The organism is Sulfitobacter sp. SK025 (assembly GCF_003352105.1).
GTDB lineage: Bacteria > Pseudomonadota > Alphaproteobacteria > Rhodobacterales > Rhodobacteraceae > Sulfitobacter > Sulfitobacter pontiacus.
On record NZ_CP025809.1, the window covers coordinates 158,297 to 179,563 of the forward strand.

The window sequence follows — 21,267 nt, forward strand, 5'->3', positions numbered from 1 at the left end:
CTGGCCCTTATGGAGATGCGCGAACGTGGCTCCAAATCAGTTTATCGGGCTCGAAGCCGCGAAGGGTTGCACTGGTTTTTCCATGTTCGTTCTCGTCGATCCGCTTTCCTTAGTCGATCCTTTCGTCCTTCACATACCTGCCGGTATCCGTGGGTCTGCCGCTAAGCGACGGCCCCGCGAATGCGATAAATCTGGCCCGTCATCAACATGGCCCAAAGCCTCCGAGCCATGCGGTTTGCCAAAGCAACAGCAACAACCATCCGGGGGCGTGTTTCAAGCATACGCGCTAACCATGGTTCGGCACAACGCTTCCATCGTTCGATGGAATTGATAACGGACATTGCACCGATGATCAGCAACCGCCTGACATCTTTCTGGCCCATTTTTGTGATGCGCCCCAACCGTTCCTTACCACCTGTCGAATGCTGTCGAGGTACAAGACCAAGCCATGCTGCAAAATCCCGCCCCGTGCGAAAGTTTTTGGCGGGAGGACAGAAGGCCGAAATTGCGATGGCGGACATTGGGCCGACGCCAGGCATCGTTTGCATAAGCCGCGTTTCCTCTGACGTTTCTGCATGCATCTTGATGGAATGATCCAGACCTTCGACTTCTGCGCTGATAGTCTCGATCTGCGCTAGGAGCCGTTCCGCCAAGCGTTTGGCCTCGTCGGGCAGTTTATGTGCCTGTTCCTCTACTTCTCGTTTGAGAATATCAGCGTTCCGAATGCGTAGCCGCAGCACAATCCCAAACTCCGCCAAGTATCCGCGAAGCGAATTGATAAGCTGGGTGCGCTGCCGCACGAACAATTCCCGCGTCCGAAACAACATCGCCTGTGCTTGCTGTTCCGGGGCTTTCACTGGGACGAAGCGCATTGAGGGACGCATCGCGGCTTCTGTAATGGCCTCTGCATCGACAACATCACTCTTGTGGCGTTTGACAAACGGTTTCACATATCGCGCCGGTACCAATCGAACCTCATGACCTGCAGCAAGCGCTTCACGCCCCCAATGATGGGCGGACGCGCACGCTTCCATCGCAAAAATGCAACTTGGGTGCTCATTTAGAAACTTATTGAACTGAGGCCGGCTCAGCTTTCTACGGTATAAAACTTTACCTGCGGCATCAGCGCCGTGTATTTGAAAAACGCGCTTCGCCAGGTCGATACCGATGATAAATGCTTCTGACATTTGTTCCTCCTGCAAGACGTCCGCACCACCATGGCTCGGACGGTTCTATAATGAACCAACAGGAGGGGCATCCAATCCATCAGTTTAGAATGTGCCCCGGCTACAATACGTGAACCGATAATCATGGTTATGTTAAATTCCAAATCTCATTGTTCTTGGTAACCCGCGCTTCCGCGAAGAGCTTTTCCAGGTGCGCTGCGGCATTGCGTTCGGCAGCCATTGCGATATGCGGGTCGGATTTCTTGTAAACCGATACTGCAATATTCTTGATCGTATCGGGTTTTTTCGACAGATGCGCGAGAATCTCTGCTTCGCGGCGCATCCGGTTGTCGAGCAATCGCTGGATGTAGGGTTGCGGGTCGTGAAGCACGGGGCCGTGACCGGGCAAGCAGACCCTGTCATTACGGTCGATCAATCGTTGAAGCTGGGCGCAGTAATCGCGCATGTTGCCGTCAGGCGGGCTTACGATCGAGCTGTTCCAACCCATCATGTGATCACCAGAAAACAGAACCCCGTCCGGTCGTGCGAAGCACAGATGATCGCTTGCATGACCGGGCGTGTGCAGAACAGTGAGCCCGGCGATCACATCACCGTCGTCAAGGTATCCGTCAGGTTCGAAGGCGTCGTCCGGAAACACCCGTGAGACGTGAACAGGCAGACCTGTCCTTTCGCGCAGTGCCGGCGCGGCGCCGAAATGATCGGAATGGTGATGTGTGACGAGAATTCCGGTGGCACCTTCTCCCAGAGTTTCGACGATGGCTTCGAAATGGTCGTGGTCTTCTACCGGTCCGGGGTCGATCACGAACCGGCCGTCAGAGCTGTCGATGATATAGGTGTTCGTCCCGTAATAGGTCATCTTTCCCGGATTGTCGGCAACGATCCTCTGAATGCCCTCGGCCACCTCGACAGCCTGAGCGCGACACGGTTCGGGTTCCGTGAAAAACATGCTGCTTTTCGTCATTGATGATCACCATCTTCCATGCTTGCGCAGATTATCCTTGTGTTCGCCAAATGGTCGGCGTCTCGGGCTGACGGTTCACATGCGTTTCGCAACCTCTTCGAGCATCACCTCGCTGGCACCGCCGCCGATGGCCTGAACACGGGCATCGCGTGACATCCGCTCGACTGGTGTTTCGCGCATGTAGCCCATGCCGCCGTGGAATTGCACACAGTCGTAGAGCACTGAGTTTACCAGCTCGCCGCAGTACGCCTTGACCATCGAGACCTCTTTCACGCAATCGCGGCCTGCCACATCCTGCCTGGCTGCATGATAGACAAGCTGGCGACCTGCCTCGATCCGGGTCTGACAGTCGGCTAGCCGCTGGCGGATGGCTTGCTTGTCCCACAACACGCCGCCAAAGGCCTTGCGTTGCTTGACGTAGTCCACGGTCATGTCCAGTGCGGTCTGTGCCTCGGCGCAGGCCATGGCGCCCAGAACGATGCGTTCGTTCTGAAAGTTCTTCATCACCGAATAGAAGCCTTTGTTGACCTCGCCGAGAATATTCTCCGCCGGGACGCGAACATCCTCGAAAATCAGCTCGGCGGTGTCCGAACACAGCCAGCCGGTCTTGTTCAGCGCCCGTCCGACCGAGAAACCGGGCGTGCCCTTTTCGATCGCGAACATGGTGATTCCGCGCGACCCCTTGGCATCTGGATCGGTCTTGGCACCGACGAAATAGATGTCGCCGTGCACGCCGTTGGTGATGAACATCTTGGTGCCGTTCAGCACCCAGTCCGACCCGTCCTGCACCGCGCGGCTGCGCATGCCCGCCACGTCCGACCCGGCACCCGGTTCGGTCACTGCCACGGCGGCGATTTTGTCGCCTGCGGTAATCGACGGCATCCAGCGGGCTTTTTGCTCCGGGGTGCCGGCGTTTTCAAGATGCGGCGAGGCCATATCGGTATGGACCAGCACCGTGGCCGCGAAACCGCCGAATGTGGAGCGTCCGACCTCTTCGGCCAGGACCACGCTGGACATCACATCCAGCCCGGCGCCACCGTATTTTTCGTCATAGCGCATGCCCAGAACGCCAAGATCACCCATTCGGCGCAGCACGTCGCGCGGCACCATGCCCTCCTCTTCCCAGGCGTCGGCCTTGGCCGTCACTTCGGTCTGGATGAACCGACGCAGCTGATCGCGGATCATGTCGAGGTCTTCGTTGAACGGGCCGCCGGTTGTGGTGATGGTTTCCTGTTTGGTCATGTTTGTTCCTCCGGGTCGAGTTTGACGAGTGGGGCGTGTCCGGCGACTGTATCGCCCGGCGCACAATAGATTTCCGCTACCACGCCCGCGACCGGCGCGGGCAGGCTTTGCAGCAGTTTCATGGCTTCCAGCACCACCAGCGTATCCCCAGCGGCGACAGTATCGCCGGGAGCGACGCGCACCTCGGCAACGGCGCCCGGCATCGGGGCTGTCAGCAGGTCAGCGCCGCTTGCGCCGACGCTGGCGCGGGCGAGGTGCCGATCTTCCAGTGTGCGCAGGTCTGTCAGGGTCATCCCCGCAGGAGTCTGCAGATGCACCCGCCAATGATCGCCGGCGCGTTCGACATGGGCAATGCGCGTGAACGGAACACCGTCGACGCGCCCGCTCAGGCGGTCGGCGGCCATGGCGGCGGTTTTGGTTGTGAGGCTCTGGCCGTCCGGCAGAACAGCGACAAGGGTTTCCGGGGTGCCGGATATGCGGATCGGATCATCCAGAGATGTGGTCCAATAGGATGCTGCACCGCGCCGTCCTGCGGGGGCCGTGAGCCGCCACGCTCCGAGGCTTTCCCAGGGCGATGTGCCCGCCGGGGCGAGATGCAGATGGAGCGCCATGACGGCGAGTCCGGTGTCGCGGGTGTCGGGCGTGGGTTGCGTCCAGCCATCCGGGAACATCTCGGGCAGTCCCGAGGTGTGATGGCGAAGCGCCTGAAAATCCGCGTGTGTCAGCAAGGCGCGTTGATACGACAGGTTCAGCCCCACACCGCCAACGGCGAAGGTATCAATCGCGGCGACAGCCCTGCGGATCGCCCCGGCGCGGTCGGGCGCGTGGACGATCAGCTTGGCCAGCATGGAATCGTAATGGTGACCGACGACCGAGCCCGCCGCGACTCCGCTGTCCAGCCGTACGCCTGCGGGCGGTGCCCAAAGGGTGATCCGGCCGGTTTCGGGGCGGAAATTTTCGGCCGGGTTCTCGGCGGCGATGCGCACCTCGATGGCGTGGCCGTCGAACCGCACATCGGTCTGCGCCAGCGTCAATGGCTCGCCCCGCGCGATGCGCAACTGCCATTCGACCAGGTCGATGCCGGTGATCGCCTCGGTCACAGGATGTTCGACCTGCAGGCGGGTGTTCATCTCAAGAAAGTAGTATTCGCCGCGCGACGGGTCATAAAGGTATTCCACCGTTCCCGCCGAGCGATAGTCGATGGATTGCGCCAGCCGGACCGCCGCCGCGCGCATGTCATCGCGCAGATCTTCGGGCAGATCGGCGGCGGGGGCCTCCTCGATCAGTTTTTGGTGGTTGCGTTGCAGCGAACAGTCGCGGTCCCCCAGATGCAGCAGGGTGCCGTGGCTGTCGCCCAGCACCTGCACCTCGACATGGCGGGCACGGGGCGCGTAGCGTTCGAGGAAAACCGCTGCATCGCCAAACGCGCCTTTCGCCTCGGACCGGGCGGAGGCAATGGCCTCCGGCGCGTCGGCCAGATCGGTGACAAGTCGCATGCCGCGCCCGCCTCCCCCCGCACTCGCCTTGACCAGAAGCGGCGTGCCAAGCGCCCGCGCTTCTTCCAGCAACCGCGCGTCGGATTGGTCGGTGCCGCGGTAACCGGGCAGGACAGGCACACCCGCGGCCTCTGCGGCGGCCTTGGCCTCGATCTTTGATCCCATCATGGCAATCGCGCCCGGTTCCGGCCCGATAAACACAAGGCCTGCCGCCTCGACCGCAGCGGCGAAACCGGCGTTCTCGGACAAAAAGCCATAGCCGGGATGCACCGCGCCCGCGCCGGTCGCGCGGGCGGCGTCAAGAATGGCATCGACGTTCAGATAGCTTTCCGAAGGTGCCGCCCCGCCGATGCAGACGGCGTGATCGGCTTCGATTACAAAGGGTGCATCGCGGTCGGCCTCGGAAAAGACCGCCACCGTTTCCAGCCCCAGCTTGCGGCACCCGCGCTGGATGCGCCGGGCGATTTCGCCCCGGTTGGCGATCAGGACGCGGGTAAAGCTCATTTCACCCGCCAGGAAGGAGTGCTTTTGTCGAGGAAACTGTTGATGCCTTCGATGCCTTCCTCGGTCTCCCAGGCGTCGGCCAGACGGTCGGCGGTATAGATCATGTTGGTTTCCAGATCATGCGCCGCGACATAGGCGATCAGTGCTTTGGTGTCAGCCACAGCACCCGGCGCAGCCTGCAAGTGATTATGCACGACGCGCTCGATGGCAGCATCCAATTCACCGGCGGCGGCGACCTCGGTCAACAGACCGATCCGTTCGGCGCGCGTGCTGTCGAACAGCGCCCCCGACAGCATGGTTTCGCGCGAATGCACCTTGCCGATGCGGGCCACGACATAGGGCGAGATATTGGCGGGCAACAAGCCCAGTTTCACCTCTGTCAGGCCAAAGCGCGCGTCGTCCGCCCCGATCGTATAGTCGCAGACCGAAATCATGCCGACGCCGCCGCCATAGGCCGGGCCGTTGATCCGACCGATCAGGGGTTTGGGCAGGGTATCGAGGCGGCGTAGTAAATACGCAAGCGTCGCGCTTTGATCGACCCGCTCTGCGCGGGACTTTTCAATGTTGGAAGAGAACCAGTTGAAATCCCCACCGGCGCAAAAACTCTTGCCGGTTCCGGTCAGGATCACGATACGCACCTTGTCATCGGCGGCCAGTTTCTCTGCGGCATCCGCAAGCTCGGCGATCAACGTTCCGTTCAGGGCATTGTGTTTGTCAGGCCGGTTGAGTGTTACCGTGGCGACACCGCGTTCGTCGGTTTCAAGCAGGATGGTTTCGTAGGTCGTTGTCATGGTGTGGGCCTCACATTCTGAATACGGGCGTGTGGCGCCCTGCTTCGGGTACCGAAGAGACGATGGCCAGACACAGGCCAAGGATATCGCGGGTCTGACCCGGTTCGATCAGCCCGTCATCCCACAACCGCGATGTGGCGTAATAGGGATCGGACTGTTCACCGTACTGAGCGCGCACCTGCGCCTCGATCTGGTCCATATCGGCCTGCATCTTGTCTGGATCGCCCCCCTTCTGGCGGCGCAGTTCCAGCATTACGTTGGTGGCGATGTCGGCGGACATGGTGGCCAGTTCCGCCGTCGGCCACGCAAAGAGGAAGTTCGGCGCAAAGCCGCGCCCGCACATGCCGTAATTACCCGCCCCGTAAGAGCCGCCCAGAAGGACCGACAGGCGCGGCACCTTGGCGACCGACATCGCATAGACCAGCTTTGCGCTGTCCTTGGCGATGCCGCCGCGTTCGGCCTCGGTCCCGACCATGAAGCCGGAAATATTGTGCAGGAAGAGAAGTGGGATATTCCGTTGGTCACACATTGATACGAATTGTGCGCCCTTGAGTGCGCTGTCGGACAATAGCGCGCCGTTGTTGGCCAGGATACCTACGCGATAGCCGTGGATACGCGCCGTGCCGCAGACCAGCGTTTCGCCCCAGCCCGGTTTGAATTCGCGGAATTCGCCCGCGTCGATCATGCGCAGCAGAACCTCGCGCATGTCATAGGGTTCCTTGCGGTCGGCGCTGATGACACCGAGCAATTCCGACGGATCATGCGCAGGCGCTTCGGGAGCTGCGTCAGGCTCCATCGGACGCGACTGGCCAAGCTCGGCCACGATGTCGCGCATCAAAGCCAGCGCATGGTGTTCGTCTTCTGCCAGATGGTCGGAAACGCCCGAGACACGAGAATGCATCTCTGCCCCGCCCAGCGTTTCGCCATCGACCTCTTCGTTGATCGCCACCTTGACGATCGAAGGCCCGCCCAGATGGATGCGCGCGTTGCCGCGCACCATGATGACTTCGTCCGACAGCGCGGGGATATAGGCCCCCCCCGCCGTGCAGCCGCCGAACACGGCCGAGATCTGCGGCAAGCCGCTGGCCGACATATTTGTCTGGCGATAGAAGGAATTGCCGAAATGGCGGGCATCGGGAAAGACACGGTCCTGTTCAGGCAGATAGGCGCCGCCGCAATCCACCAGATACAGGCAGGGCAGCCGATTTTCCGCCGCGATTTCCTGGGCGCGGATGTGTTTCTGCACCGTCTCGTGATAGAAAGAGCCGCCCTTTACCGTGGCGTCGTTGGCGATCACCATACAAGGCAGCCCGTGGACCATACCGATGCCGGTGACGATACCGGAACCGGGAACCTCGCCGCCGTATTGGCCATAGGCCGCCAGCGACGACAGCTCGAGAAACGCGGTGCCCGGATCCACCAGCAGGTCGATCCGGTCGCGGACCAGAAGTTTGCCGCGCTTGCGGTGCCGGTCGACCATGTCGGGACGTCCACCCGACGTCGCCTCGGCAATACGGGTGCGCAGGGTTTCGACGCGTTCGTTTTGCGCCGCGTGGTTGCGCGTGTAGGTTTCGGATGCGGTCAGTACTGTTGTTTCGAGACGCGCCATGGATCGGATATCCTGTTACAGTTCGGGCAACCGTCATGCGGCTGCCCGGAATTTTCAGTCGCACGTCAGAACCCGAATGCGCGGCTATGGTGGCTGGTGCTAGATCACGAAGCCGCCGCCGCAGATGATGTGCTGGCCCGAGATGAAGTTCGATTCAGGCGCACAGAACAGATAGACCGCGCCCGCGGCCTCTTCCGGGGTGCCGACCCGGCCCAGAGGGATCATCCGTTCCATCTGGGACAGAAGATCGGGATTCACGCCGACCTTGATCTCTTTTTCCTCGACCTTGATCGTGCTGTCGCCGTCGGCGCTGCCCTCGGTCAGACGGGTGCGAATCGGGCCGAAAGCCACGGCATTCACGTTGACCTTGTAACGGCCCCATTCCTTGGCCATCGTCTTGGTGACCCCCAAAATGCCAGCCTTGGCGGCGGAATAGTTGATCTGACCCGCGTTGCCGCCGGTGCCCGCGATGGACGAGATATTCACCACCTTGCGGAACACTTCCTGTCCGGCGGCGGCTTCTTCCTTGGCCTTGGCGCTGATTATCGGCTGGGCGGCGCGCAGAATTCTGAACGGGGCTGTCATGTGAACGTCGATGATCGCCTGCCATTGTTCGTCGGTCATCTTCTGAACAACGCTGTCCCAGGTGTAGCCGGCGTTGTTCACGATTATGTCCAGACCGCCGAAGCTGTCGACGCCGGTCTTGATGAACCGTTCAGCAAAACCGTCCTCGGTCACGCTGCCGGCGCAGACCACCGCTTCGCCACCGGCGGCGCGGATGGCTTCGGCGGTTTCATTGGCCGGATCGGCATCCAGATCGTTGATTACCAGCCGCGCCCCTTCCGAGGCAAGCTTGAGCGCGATTTCACGTCCGATGCCCCGGCCCGAACCGGAAACCAGCGCCACGCGCCCGTCGAGTTTGTCAGTCATGTTCTATCCTTTCGAGTGGTGCTGTCAGACTTTTTCGTAAAGCGTGGTCACACAGGCCCCGCCGAGACCGAGGTTATGCTGAAGCGCCAATCGCGCACCATCGACCTGGCGCGCATCGGCCGTACCGCGAAGTTGCTGAACAAGTTCGGTGCATTGCGCAAGTCCAGTGGCACCCAGCGGATGACCCTTGGACAATAGACCACCCGATGGGTTGGTCACGTATTTGCCGCCATAGGTGTTATCGCCGTCATCGACGAATTTCGCGGCATCGCCACGTGCGCAAAGGCCGAGAGCCTCGTAGGTGATCAGCTCGTTATGAGCGAAACAATCGTGTAGTTCGACGACGTCTACATCGTCCGGCCCGATGCCGGCGGCCTCGTAGACCTGATCGGCGGCACGTTTGGCCATCGAAAAGCCTACAACCTCGCGCATGTCATGCGCACCGAAAGTTTCGGGACCGTCCGTTGTCATGGCCTGCGCCGATATCCGAACCGAGCTGTCGAGGCCGTGTTTGTCGGCGAATTCCTTGGAACAGACGATTGCCGCAGCGGCACCGCAGGTCGGCGGGCAGGCCATCAGTCTGGTCATGACCCCCGGCCACATGACCGGGGCCGCCATTACCTCTTCGGGCGTCACTTCCTGCCGGAACAGCGCAACGGGGTTCTTGGCCGCGTGTCGGCTGGCCTTGGCACGGATTTTCGCAAAGGTTTCCATGGTTGTGCCGAACTCGTCCATATGGGCCTTGCCTGCACCGCCGAAATACCGGAGCGCCAGTGGAATTTCCGAATTACCCACCAGATCGTCGGTTTCTTCGTCGAACGCCGTAAACGGGCTGATCCGGTCGTGGAACATCGAACCAAGCGCACCCGGCTGCATCTGTTCGAACCCAAGCGCCAGAGCGCAGTCGACCGCGCCGCTTTCGACGGCCTGACGGGCGAGGAACAGGGCCGAGGACCCGGTTGAGCAGTTGTTGTTCACGTTCACTACCGGAATGCCGGTCATCCCGACATGGTAGAGGGCGCGTTGGCCGCTGGTGCTGTCGCCGTAGACATAGCCCACATAGGCCTGCTCTACCTTGTCATAATCCAGACCCGCGTCCGCCAAGGCGGAACGGGTGGCCGTGGCGGCCATCACATCATAGCTTTCGGATTTGCCGGGTTTCTGGAACGGGACCATCCCGACGCCGCTGATATAGGCTTTGTTGGTCATCTCTGTCTCCTATACTGGAACCGGCCGTAGAAGAATCAGAACCGGCCCATTTTCTATCACTTGTTAGATTTTTGCATCCAAGAGTGTCTGCCTGTCAACACTACCCTGCTGTGACGTGGGGTGCGCGTCGTCACCCCGAAGCCGTCAGAGCCGGAATATCCCGTAGTGCGGATCATCAATCGGGGCATTCAGCGAGGCGGAAATCGACATGCCAAGCGCATTGCGCGTATCTGCGGGGTCGAGAATACCGTCGTCCCACAATTCAGAGGTCGAGGTATAGGCTTCCACATCTTGGCGGAATTTCTCAAGGACGGGATCGCGGATCGCGGCGATTTCCTCTTCGGTCAACTCCTTGCCTTCGCGCTGAAGCTGGCGGATCTTGACGTCGGCCATGGTATTGGCGGCCTGATCCGCGCCCATCACGCCGATTTCGGCCTGCGGCCACATGAACAGCGTGCGCGCATCCCATGCCCGTCCGCACATGCCGTAATTTCCCGCTCCGTAAGAGGCATTGGCGATCACAGTGAATTTCGGCACGACCGATCCGCCCTGCGCCATCAGCATCTTCGCGCCGTCCTTGGCGATTCCGCGTTCTTCGTATTCGCGCCCCACCATGTAGCCTGTGATGTTCTGGAAAAAGACCAGAGGCGTGCGGTTCTGGTTGCACAGCTGCATGAAATGCGCCGCCTTGAGCGAACTGTCGTTGAACAGCACGCCATTATTGGCAAGGATTCCGACCTTGTAACCCCAGATATGGGCAAAGCCGCAGATCATAGTGGTGCCGTAATCGGGCTGATATTCGTGAAAGCGCGAGCCATCGACGATCCGGGCCAACACTTCGCGCATGTCGAACTGGGTCTTTCGGTCTTTGGGGATGATCCCATAAAGCTCTTTGGGGTCGTAATAGGGCTCTTCGAAAGTGGCGGTTTCGATGATCGTCTTTGGCGTGCGCTTCCATTGGCTGACAATCTCTCGCGCCAGTGAAAAGGCGTGTTGTTCGGTGGCCGCGCGGTAATCGCCGGTGCCCGAAACCGAGGTGTGCATGACCGCTCCGCCCAGTTCCTGAACGCCGACCTCTTCGCCGGTGGCCGCCTTGACCAGCGGCGGACCGCCAAGGAAAATGGCTCCGGTGCCTTCGATGATGATATTGTAATCGCTCAGCGTCGGCACATAGGCACCACCTGCAGTACAATGCCCGCCAACCACCGCGATCTGCGGGATATTGGCCTGGCTCAGCTTCACCTGATTGCGAAAGACGCGACCGCCCAGATAACGGTCGGGAAAGACGCCGTGCTGTAACGGCAGGAAGCCGCCGGCGCTGTCGCAAATGTGAATCACTGGCAGGCGGTTTTCCAGCGCGACATCCAGAAGCCGCACGATCTTTTTGACGGTATGGGGATACCATGCCCCGCCCTTGACGCTCGCATCGTTGGCATGAATGGCGACCTCGCGGCCCTGCACGATGCCGATGCCCGTCACAACGGCGGCGCCGGGCACCGCGCCGTCATATTCGCGGCAAGCCGCGAGGGTGGAAAACTCCAGAAACGGTGTGCCGGGGTCAAGCAACAGCTTCAGCCGCTCGCGCACGCCCAGCTTGTTCTGCCGTGCCAGCCGGTCGATGTCACGTTGCGGGCGCTCGAAACGCGTCGCGTGTTGGCGGGCGTGGAACTCTTTCAGCCGCGCGGACATGGCCGCATGATTGGCCTTGAAATCCGGGGCGTTGGTGTCGATCTGGCTTTCGATCCGGCGCATGATTATTCCTCCTCGGGAGCCAGCTGGGCGAGTGTGGCCTTGAGCCCAAAACTATCACCAGCGGCAAATGGTATTTCAGCGATCACACCATCGCGCGGCGCGGTCAGGCTGGTTTCAAGTTTCATACTTTCGATGACCAGCAGCGGCTGACCTTCCTTGACCTGATCGCCGGCCTTGGCATTCACGGATACGACAACTCCCGGCATCGGCGCGACGATGCGGTCATCGACCGCGCCGCCATCATTTCCGGCCAGACGCTCGGCGGGATCGACGCGACCGATGGCGAATGTCCGCCCGTTCAGATGCACGAATGTCGCGTCCGGCCCGACGGCCACCCGCATGTCGTAAGTGCGCCCGCGCACCCGCAGTGTATAGCCGCCGGGTGCCTCCGCCGCGTCCAATTGGCAGGGGATCGCGCCATCGGGGGTGTTCAGTATCATGCTTCTGCCGTCGTGCGACAGCCAGCATTCGGTCTCTTCGCCGTCGATCTGGTAAATCCGCCGCATCAGTTTCTCCACCCGCCCATTTTTCGGTGCATTTCAGGTATCTGCATCACATCGCTCACCAGCCGTTCGTCCGACAGGGCCGCCGCCGCCATCAACAGGTCGCTCACATCTTCGCCAGGTGCTGTCAGCGTATCGGCCTGTTCGGCCAGAAAGCCGGTCGAGACATCCCCTGATGCGAAATCCGGATGTGCAAGGATGGTATCCAGATAACCGGTGTTGGTTGTTACCCCAAGGATCACGTAGTTCTGGACCGCTTCACGCGCCCGGGCGATGGCTTCTGCCCTGTTGCGGCCGTGGACGATCAGTTTGGACAGCATGGGGTCGAAATCGGTGGTCACTTTGCCGCCGTCCAGAATGCCGCTGTCCACGCGGACGCCTTCGCCGCGGGGTTCGTCCAGCAGCAGGATGTCCCCGATCGCGGGGCGGAAATCCTGGGTGGCGTCTTCGGCGCAGATGCGCAGTTCGATCGAATGGCCGTTTTGCGCGATGTCGGCCTGCGCGGCGCTCAGCCCCTCGCCCGCCGCGATGCGCAGCTGTTCGGCCACCAGATCAAAGCCCGTCACCATTTCGGTCACCGGGTGTTCGACCTGAAGCCGGGTGTTCATTTCCAGAAAGTAAAACGATCCGTCCTGGGCATAGATGAATTCGACCGTGCCTGCCCCGCGATAGTTGACGGCGCGGGCGATCCCGGCGGCGGTTTCGCAGATCTCGTCGCGTTGTTCAGCCGTAAGCGCCGGGGACGGCGTTTCCTCGATGATCTTCTGGAACCGGCGCTGGATCGAGCATTCGCGTTCCCAGAAATGGACGACATTGCCCTGCCCGTCGCCCATCACCTGCACCTCGATGTGGCGCGGGCGCTCGATATAGCGTTCGACGAACAGACGGCCATCGCCGAAATAGCGCTCGCCCTCGCGGCGCGCGGTGTCGATCTCGGCTTCGAGTGCGCCGTCCTCGCGCACGACGCGCATCCCCTTGCCGCCGCCGCCCGCCGACGGCTTGATCAGCAGCGGGTACCCCACCGCGCGGGACCGTTCCACGAAGGTCGCCGGGTCGTCATCCTCGATGGCGGAGGGCGCCACCGGAAAGCCGCGTTCCTCGACAAAGGCGCGGGCGCGGATCTTGTCGCCCATCAGGTCGATGACCTCGGATGTGGGGCCGACGAACGTGATGCCGGCCTTTTCCAGTGCGGCCACGAAGGCGGCATTTTCCGACAGGAAGCCATAGCCCGGATGCACCGCATCCGCGCCGATCCGTTGCGCCGCCTCGACGATCTGCGCAATGTCGAGATAGGCCGCCACGGGCGTTGAACCTTCGATGGTCACGACCTCGTCGGCAATCAGATGGGCCGGGCCTTCCTGCTCGGAGCTGTGCCGCAGGACGGCGGTCTTGATGCCCTTGACACGGGCGGTGCGCACAACTCGCGCCGCGATCTCGCCCCGGTTCGCCACCAGCAATTTGGAAATAGTCATCTTCGTTCCTTTCATACCCTTTCGACAGGGTGAAACCCGTCATTTTCGGCGAGTTTTGCCGGTACGGGGATTTCGATGTCGAGGAGCATTTGAGCGAAGCCCTTGCCCTGGGGGTCGATGCGGACCGAGGCGATGCCGCCGCCGCCGAGGGACTCGTGCAGCAGGAAGTTCAGCGCATGGCTTCCGGGCAGGTCGAAGCGTTCGACCGGGCCGTTGCACAGGTGGGCGAAATAGGTTTTCACCGCGTCTTCGGTGAGGGCGGATCGAATGTAGGGCAGGTAATCGGGCTTACGGGCCATGATACCGATATTGGCGATGTCGCCCTTGTCGCCCGAGCGGCCCCAGGCCAGTTCGACCAGCCGCACCTTGACGGCATCGGGGCCAGCGTCGCGGCTGTCGGCCGGCGGCGTGGCGGGCGGATCAAGCCGCACCTCCCTGGTGGCAACGGTGACCGGCACATCCTTGCCATCGACCTCGACCGCAACGGGCGTGTCGGCCTTGTCCTGCAGGAAGGAAAACAGCCGCACCACTGGCTGTACCTTGGGGCGTCCGGCGTAGAACCCGGTCAGACCCTGCGCGGTGGAAATGGCCATCGGCGCGATTTCACCGGCAAAGATGTTCAACGCGCTGCGCTCCTCATGTGCCACGCCGATCTTGAGCACCACTTCGCGGGTCCGGGCGCGGGCGTTGGCGCCATAGGCGGCTTCGGCGCCCAGAATCTCGACGCTCACCTGCCGGAAATCGCCCAGGTTCTTGTTGCGGAAAATCCGACGGCAGCGGGTCAGGATCGCCTCGGCCACGCGCTCGGCCTTGGCCGGGGCGTCGATGGCGGCGAGCGTCAGGGTGGTGACCGCGCGCCAGCCATCGGCATAGGTCGCCGACACCTTGTAGCTGCCGGTGCGCCCCAGCCCCTTGCCGCCCTTGACCCGCACCCGATCGGGGCCGATCTGTTCGAGCGTGACACCGGACCAGTCGCAGATCACGTCGGGCAGCAGATAGGCCCGTGGATCGCCGATTTCATAGAGCATCTGTTCGCCGGCCGAACCGGGCGACACCAGACCGCCGGTATCGGCCGTCTTGGTCATGACAAAACTGCCGTCTTCGGACACCTCGACGATGGGCATCCCCATGTCGTCCCAGCCCGATACGTCCTGCCAGTCGGTGAAATTGCCCCCCGTCCCCTGCGGGCCGCATTCGATCAGATGGCCCGCCAGGGACCCCTGGCTGAGCTTGTCCCAATCTTCGTCTTTCCAGCCGAATTCGTGCATCAAAGGGCCTAGCGCCACGGCACTGTCGGCGCAGCGCCCGGTGATCACGATGTCGGCCCCGGCGTCCAGCGCGGTCGCGATGGGGCGCGCGCCCAGATAGGCGTTCATGCTCCAGATTTCGTCCGGAAAGGCCGCGCCGGAAAACATTTCGGTCACGCCGCGGTCGCGGATCGCGTCCGCGCGCTCCGTGAGGTCGTCGCCCAGCACGACACCGATGGACAGCTCGACCCCCGCCTCGGCGGCAGCCCTGGCGAGCGCGTCGCGGCAACCGCGCGGGTTCACCCCGCCGGCATTGGCCACCACCTTGATCCCCCTGGCCTTGATATCCTCAAGCCAGGGCACCAGCGCCTTGACGAAATCGGGCGCAAAGCCCGCCTCCGGCGTCTTCGCCCGCGCCCGCGCCATCAGCGACATCGTCACCTCGGCCAGGTAATCGAACACCAGATAGTCGATGTCGCCCTTGGACACCAACTGGCCAATGGCCTCCGGCGTGTCACCCCAGAAACCCGAAGCGCACCCGATGCGCAGTTGTCGATCCGACATATACCCCCCTATCTGCCCGTCCATTCCGGCGCGCGCTTCTCCAGAAACGCCGAGAAACCTTCCCGCGCATCCTCTGTCGTCGCAATGCGCGGCAGCATGGTTTCGGCAAATCGAAACTGCTGTTCGATCGTCATATCCTGCATCGCGTGATAGGAGTACTTTCCGAGTCGAACTGCTGACGGGGAGCGTGCCGTGATCAGGTCAGTCAATTCTGCGACCTTGGCGTCAAGCGCGTCCGGTTCCGTCACATAATTAACGATGCCGTATTCCAGCGCCTGTTCGGCACTCCACGGTTCGCCGGTGATGTACATCTCCAGCAAACGGCGACGCGGTATCACCCGCATCATCTGCGGCATGATCATCATCGGAAACAGGCCGATCTTGACCTCCGGGGTCGCGATCCTGGCCGTGTTCGACATGACAGCAATATCGCAAGCACAGACAAGTCCGGCACCGCCACCCATGGCGTGACCGTTGATCCGACCGATGATCGGCTTGTTGCAGGTTTCCATCAGGGTGAACAGGCGAATGACGAAATGCCCGGGCTGCGAGATGTCTCCGGTGAACGGCCCGCCATCCTTGCCAGCCTTGAGATCTCCGCCCGCGCAGAACGCGCGGTCCCCGGCGCCGGTCAGCACGATGACAAGCACGTTGTCGTCATTCTGTGCTGTCTCGAAGGCCTCGATCAGTTCCCCCACCGTCGGTACGTTCAGTGGATTGCGCTTTTCCGCATTGTCGATGGTGATTTTCGCGACCCCGTCGCTGATTTCCAGCAGCACATTCTTGTCAGACATCTTTCATCTCCGTTTTCCGAGGGCCCATCCCTCTTGCATCCTATTACGTGACAGCCGCACCTATCCGGAATACCCGCCGCCCCGCCCTTACCGCGCGACGCGTCGAACACGAATTTATGGTGGTGCGGTCCTGTCGGCTCCCTACATCCTGAAGACACCGTAATGCGGCGCGTTGGGTGCAACACCCGCCGCACAGCACAACGCAATGCCAAGCATGTTGCGTGTATCGAGTGGATCGATGATCCCGTCATCATAAAGCCGCGACGTAAACCAGTAGGCCGAGGTTTCGTCTTCGGCCTTTGCACGCACCCGGTCGCGGAGTTCCTGCACGGATTCCTCGCTGAGGTCGGGGTCGTCGCGGCGCATCTGGGCCAGTTTGACATCGCCGAGCGTGCGCGCGGCCTGTTCGGGGCCCATCACGCCCATTTGTGCGTTGGGCCATGACATCAGAAGGCGCGGATCCCAGGCGCGACCGCACATACCGTAATACCCGGCCCCGAAGGCGCCGGAGGTCAGTACCGTCAGCTTGGGCACCTCGGAGCCGGCCTGTGCCATCAGCATTTTCGCCCCGTCCTTGGTGATGCCGCGTTCCTCGTACTCCCGGCCGATCATGTAGCCGGTGGTGTTCTGAAGAAAGATGAGCGGTGTTCCGGTCTGGTTGCAAAGCTGTATGAAATGCGCGGCCTTGAGTGAACTGTCGTTGAACAGAACCCCGTTATTGCCGAGAATTCCCACCTTGCAGCCCCAGATGCGGGCATAGCCGGTGACCAGCGTGGTTCCGTAATTCGGCTGGTATTCGTGAAACCGCGACCCGTCGACGATCCGGGCGATAACCTCGCGCATGTCGAAACGGACGCGGTAGTCGGTGGGTACGATACCGTAGATTTCGGCGGGATCGTAATAAGGATCCTCGGGCGCGGCCCAGTCGAACGCGCGGGGTCTGCGCGGGAAGGTGCCGACGATTTCACGAGCGAGCGCAATACCCGCCTCTTCGGAATCAACCGGATAGTCGCCGGTGCCCGAGACCGAGGTGTGCATGTCCGCGCCGCCCAGATCGTTGACCGAGACCTCTTCGCCGGTGGCGGCCTTGACCAACGGCGGCCCACCAAGGAAAATCGCGCCGGTATCGCGCACGATGATAGTATGCTCGCACAAAGCGGGCACATAGGCACCGCCCGCCGTGCAGTGGCCGCAGACAATGGCCACCTGGGGGATACCCTTTTTCGAAAGGATGCACTGGTTGCGGAATACCCGCCCACCCGGCGCGAAAACCCCCGACATTTCCTCGAGATAGCCGCCCGCGCTGTCGCAGATATGTACCACTGGCAGCTCATTTTCCAACGCAAATTCGAGCGCGCGCACGATTTTCGGCACGGACATGGGGTACCAAGCGCCGCCCTTGTTGGAACTGTCGTCGGCGTGAATGACGACCTCGCGCCCGGCGATCACACCGACGCCGGTGATGATGTTGGCACCCGGTGCCTGACCGTCGTAAAGATCGTTCGCCGCCAGACTCGAAAACTCTAGGAACGGTGTCCCCGGATCTAGCAGCAGTTCGAGCCGCTGGCGTGCCAGCATCTTGTTTTGCCGCTTCAACCGGTCGAGATCACGGCGGGGGCGGTCATGGCGCGCCTTGTCCTGTACCTCCCGGAACCGGTTGACGACCTCCTGCATCCGGCCAGAGGCTTCCTTGAATTCCGCCGATTCCGGGCGGATCTGTGTTTCCATCCGTCTCATCAATCCGTCTCCTCTTGCGGTTCCAGACGCAGCAGGACGTCCTTGCCGCCGAAACTGTCGCCTGTGGTGAAGGGCAGCTCCGCGACGATCCCGTCGCGCGGGGCTGTGACCGTGGTTTCCAGTTTCATGCTCTCGATCACCAGCATCGGCGCGCCTTCTTTCACGGCGTCGCCGGGTGCTACGGATACCGACACCACGACGCCGGGCATGGGTGCCAGCATCTGGTCCTGCGAGGCACCGCTTCCGGCCCTGTCCAAGGCGTCTGCCGGATCGGTCCGCCCGATTTCATAGGCCCGCCCGCCGAAGTGTATGAATGTGGCGCTCTCGTCCACGGCGATACGCATCGGGATGCGGGTGTCCGATATCTCCAGTACATACGCGCCTCTGCCGGCGGCTTCGTCGAGGGTGCAGGGAATCTCCCTTTCACCCATGTGCAGGACATGGCCTTGGCGCGTCGAGGCCAGCCAGACCGGGATCTCTTCCCCGTCAACTTCCAGAATGCGGCGCATCAGTTTCTCCAGTTTCCCATGAGTCGATAGATTTCCGGCACATTCTCCAGCGCTTTCACGAGCCGCGCATCGGACAGCACAGTGGCGGCGGCAAGAATGTCGGTGGTCGCGGGATCGCGATCCTGGTTCAGTTCATCGGCTTCTTCTGCCAGAAAACCGGTCGAGACATCGCCGGAACGGAATTTGGGATGGTCGAGGATCGTATCGAGATAGGCCAGATTGGTGGTTACCCCGAGAATGACATAATCCTGCGCCGCGCGGCGGCCCCTGGCGATGGCCTCTGCCCTGTTGCGGCCGTGGACGATCAGTTTGGACAGCATGGGGTCGAAATCGGTGGTCACTTTGCCGCCGTCCAGAATGCCGCTGTCCACGCGGACGCCTTCGCCGCGGGGTTCGTCCAGCAGCAGGATGTCCCCGATCGCGGGGCGGAAATCCTGGGTGGCGTCTTCGGCGCAGATGCGCAGTTCGATCGAATGGCCGTTTTGCGCGATGTCGGCCTGCGCGGCGCTCAGCCCCTCGCCCGCCGCGATGCGCAGCTGTTCGGCCACCAGATCAAAGCCCGTCACCATTTCGGTCACCGGGTGTTCGACCTGAAGCCGGGTGTTCATTTCCAGAAAGTAAAACGATCCGTCCTGGGCATAGATGAATTCGACCGTGCCTGCCCCGCGATAGTTGACGGCGCGGGCGATCCCGGCGGCGGTTTCGCAGATCTCGTCGCGTTGTTCAGCCGTAAGCGCCGGGGACGGCGTTTCCTCGATGATCTTCTGGAACCGGCGCTGGATCGAGCATTCGCGTTCCCAGAAATGGACGACATTGCCCTGCCCGTCGCCCATCACCTGCACCTCGATGTGGCGCGGGCGCTCGATATAGCGTTCGACGAACAGACGGCCATCGCCGAAATAGCGCTCGCCCTCGCGGCGCGCGGTGTCGATCTCGGCTTCGAGTGCGCCGTCCTCGCGCACGACGCGCATCCCCTTGCCGCCGCCGCCCGCCGACGGCTTGATCAGCAGCGGGTACCCCACCGTGCGGGACCGTTCCACGAAGGTCGCCGGGTCGTCATCCTCGATGGCGGAGGGCGCCACCGGAAAGCCGCGTTCCTCGACAAAGGCGCGGGCGCGGATCTTGTCGCCCATCAGGTCGATGACCTCGGATGTGGGGCCGACGAACGTGATGCCGGCCTTTTCCAGTGCGGCCACGAAGGCGGCATTTTCCGACAGGAAGCCATAGCCCGGATGCACCGCATCCGCGCCGATCCGTTGCGCCGCCTCGACGATCTGCGCAATGTCGAGATAGGCCGCCACGGGCGTTGAACCTTCGATGGTCACGACCTCGTCGGCAATCAGATGGGCCGGGCCTTCCTGCTCGGAGCTGTGCCGCAGGACGGCGGTCTTGATGCCCTTGACACGGGCGGTGCGCACAACTCGCGCCGCGATCTCGCCCCGGTTCGCCACCAGCAGTTTGGAAATAGTCATATCCGGCGTCATCCTCTTTCGTTACCGTCCTCCCCCGCAGGCTGGCGGGGGAGGTTATTGCATGCGGAATCAGCGGATTATTCGACTTCCATCCGCTCGGATACGATCGAGAACGTCTTATCCTCGGCATTGGATTGCAGGACCATTACCGCGGTCGGCGCGTGACGCACGCCGTCGCCATAGGTCACCGGACCGAACAGACCGTCCGTTTCGAAGCCGTCCAGACCTTCCATTTTCTTGACCACGCAGGCCCGCGTCAGATCCTCGCCACATTCCGTCATGGCATGTTCGAAGATCATCGCCCCGGCATATCCTGCCAGTGCATAGCGGTTCAGCGAATCCATTTCGCTCTCGCTGAGATATTTGTTGGCCAGGTCCATGAACCGTGCCACGCCAGGCACTTCCAAAGAGTTCAGTGCCGGAACGTAGTCTGCGGCGTAGTATCCGTCACCCGCACTGCCCGCCAAAGCCTGCACCGGAGTCAGGTGGGCGGAATGCGCACCGAGAAACGTGATATCCATCCGGTTCTTGGCGGCTTCCTTCAGCAGGGTGGAATGTTCCGCCACGACACCGCCCGACACCAGCACGGTGACGCCGGCGGCCCTGGCTTTCAGCATTTCGGCGGAAAAGTCCTTTTGGCCACGCTTGAATTCCAGCTCCAGTACGTTGTCGAGACCGTATTTCTCGACCCCTGCGAGGTACCCGCAGCGAACGTCATCGCCGAATTCATCGTCCTGAAATGCAATCGCGTATTTCTCGTCCTTCAGGCCAAGCTCTTCGACGAGATACGTCATTCCCGCTGCGATTTCCTGACAATAGGTCGGACCGACAACGAACAGCGTTTCGAGAGGCGGATTGAAATGGTGCGAATTCACGGCCATGTTGTTCAGAGCCGGGATTCCGAGTTCGTCGATCAGGGGCATCATCGCCGCCAGTTGCGAACTACCGGAGGTACCGATCAGAGCGAATATGTCATCGACCTCGACCATTTTCTTCAAGGACTGAAGAGAGCGCGCGGGGACATATCCATCATCCTCGAACACGATCTCAACCTTGCGACCGTTGATTCCGCCCCGGGCGTTCACATCCTCCTGCCAGACTTTCAGCGCCAGCGAATGGGCCTTGCCCAGAAGGCTTGGCGGCCCGGTCAGCGGATCGACAGCACCCAGGACGATCTTGTCCTCTGTTACACCGGGTGCCGCCATGGCACCAACCCCACCCATCGTCAGAAGGGTAGCCGTCAGCGTCCCTTTTAGAAACCAGTTCATTATTTCTTCTCCCCTTTGTT

17 protein-coding genes are annotated in these 21,267 nt (G+C 61.7%); all 17 read right to left on the bottom strand.

Annotated features, from left to right (window positions below):
- Positions 1-161: 161 nt before the first annotated feature.
- Positions 162-1,187, bottom strand: coding sequence for an IS110 family transposase (locus tag C1J04_RS15675; RefSeq protein ID WP_114865523.1), 1,026 nt, complete (start codon positions 1,185-1,187; stop codon positions 162-164).
- Positions 1,188-1,314: 127 nt separating this feature from the next.
- Complete coding sequence (locus C1J04_RS15680) at positions 1,315-2,133, bottom strand: MBL fold metallo-hydrolase (protein ID WP_254693879.1); 819 nt, start codon at positions 2,131-2,133, stop codon at positions 1,315-1,317.
- Positions 2,134-2,223: 90 nt separating this feature from the next.
- Entirely contained in the window at positions 2,224-3,390 is a 1,167-nt protein-coding gene (locus C1J04_RS15685) for an acyl-CoA dehydrogenase family protein (RefSeq protein WP_114865524.1), read from the bottom strand.
- A complete protein-coding gene (locus tag C1J04_RS15690) occupies positions 3,387-5,390 on the bottom strand; it encodes an acetyl/propionyl/methylcrotonyl-CoA carboxylase subunit alpha (protein WP_114865525.1) in 2,004 nt (667 codons plus the stop codon). The genes C1J04_RS15685 and C1J04_RS15690 overlap by 4 nt, the downstream gene beginning before the upstream one ends.
- On the bottom strand, positions 5,387-6,181 hold the full coding sequence (locus C1J04_RS15695; protein ID WP_114865526.1) for a crotonase/enoyl-CoA hydratase family protein: 795 nt from the start codon (positions 6,179-6,181) through the stop codon (positions 5,387-5,389). Before C1J04_RS15695 ends, C1J04_RS15690 begins: the two co-directional genes overlap by 4 nt.
- Positions 6,182-6,191: 10 nt before the next feature.
- Complete coding sequence (locus C1J04_RS15700) at positions 6,192-7,790, bottom strand: acyl-CoA carboxylase subunit beta (RefSeq protein WP_114865527.1); 1,599 nt, start codon at positions 7,788-7,790, stop codon at positions 6,192-6,194.
- A gap of 99 nt (positions 7,791-7,889) precedes the next feature.
- Positions 7,890-8,720 carry an SDR family NAD(P)-dependent oxidoreductase gene (locus tag C1J04_RS15705; RefSeq protein WP_037931802.1) on the bottom strand — a complete coding sequence of 277 codons (831 nt, stop codon included), beginning with the start codon at positions 8,718-8,720 and terminating at the stop codon, positions 7,890-7,892.
- Positions 8,721-8,744: 24 nt separating this feature from the next.
- The gene (locus tag C1J04_RS15710; RefSeq protein WP_037931805.1) at positions 8,745-9,929 is read right to left on the bottom strand and encodes a lipid-transfer protein; all 1,185 of its coding nucleotides are present in this window, start codon (positions 9,927-9,929) and stop codon (positions 8,745-8,747) included.
- A gap of 144 nt (positions 9,930-10,073) precedes the next feature.
- Positions 10,074-11,681, bottom strand: a complete 1,608-nt coding sequence (locus tag C1J04_RS15715; protein WP_114865528.1) for an acyl-CoA carboxylase subunit beta — start codon at positions 11,679-11,681, stop codon at positions 10,074-10,076.
- Positions 11,682-11,683: 2 nt separating this feature from the next.
- Positions 11,684-12,187, bottom strand: a complete 504-nt coding sequence (locus C1J04_RS15720; RefSeq protein WP_240790923.1) for a biotin/lipoyl-containing protein — start codon at positions 12,185-12,187, stop codon at positions 11,684-11,686.
- Positions 12,187-13,656 (bottom strand): acetyl-CoA carboxylase biotin carboxylase subunit, encoded by a 1,470-nt coding sequence (locus tag C1J04_RS15725; protein ID WP_114865530.1) that lies wholly within the window; start codon positions 13,654-13,656, stop codon positions 12,187-12,189. The genes C1J04_RS15720 and C1J04_RS15725 overlap by 1 nt, the downstream gene beginning before the upstream one ends.
- 11 nt (positions 13,657-13,667) lie before the next feature.
- Complete coding sequence (locus tag C1J04_RS15730; RefSeq protein WP_114865531.1) at positions 13,668-15,467, bottom strand: acyclic terpene utilization AtuA family protein; 1,800 nt, start codon at positions 15,465-15,467, stop codon at positions 13,668-13,670.
- 8 nt (positions 15,468-15,475) lie between these two features.
- The gene (locus C1J04_RS15735; protein WP_114865532.1) at positions 15,476-16,261 is read right to left on the bottom strand and encodes an enoyl-CoA hydratase-related protein; all 786 of its coding nucleotides are present in this window, start codon (positions 16,259-16,261) and stop codon (positions 15,476-15,478) included.
- A gap of 141 nt (positions 16,262-16,402) precedes the next feature.
- On the bottom strand, positions 16,403-17,998 hold the full coding sequence (locus C1J04_RS15740; protein ID WP_114865533.1) for an acyl-CoA carboxylase subunit beta: 1,596 nt from the start codon (positions 17,996-17,998) through the stop codon (positions 16,403-16,405).
- Positions 17,998-18,507 carry an acetyl-CoA carboxylase biotin carboxyl carrier protein subunit gene (locus tag C1J04_RS15745; protein WP_114865534.1) on the bottom strand — a complete coding sequence of 170 codons (510 nt, stop codon included), beginning with the start codon at positions 18,505-18,507 and terminating at the stop codon, positions 17,998-18,000. The genes C1J04_RS15740 and C1J04_RS15745 overlap by 1 nt, the downstream gene beginning before the upstream one ends.
- A complete protein-coding gene (locus C1J04_RS15750; RefSeq protein WP_114865651.1) occupies positions 18,507-19,979 on the bottom strand; it encodes an acetyl-CoA carboxylase biotin carboxylase subunit in 1,473 nt (490 codons plus the stop codon). The genes C1J04_RS15745 and C1J04_RS15750 overlap by 1 nt, the downstream gene beginning before the upstream one ends.
- A gap of 77 nt (positions 19,980-20,056) precedes the next feature.
- Positions 20,057-21,247: an ABC transporter substrate-binding protein gene (locus C1J04_RS15755; protein ID WP_114865535.1), complete on the bottom strand. Its 1,191-nt coding sequence runs from the start codon at positions 21,245-21,247 to the stop codon at positions 20,057-20,059.
- Positions 21,248-21,267 lie beyond the last annotated feature (20 nt).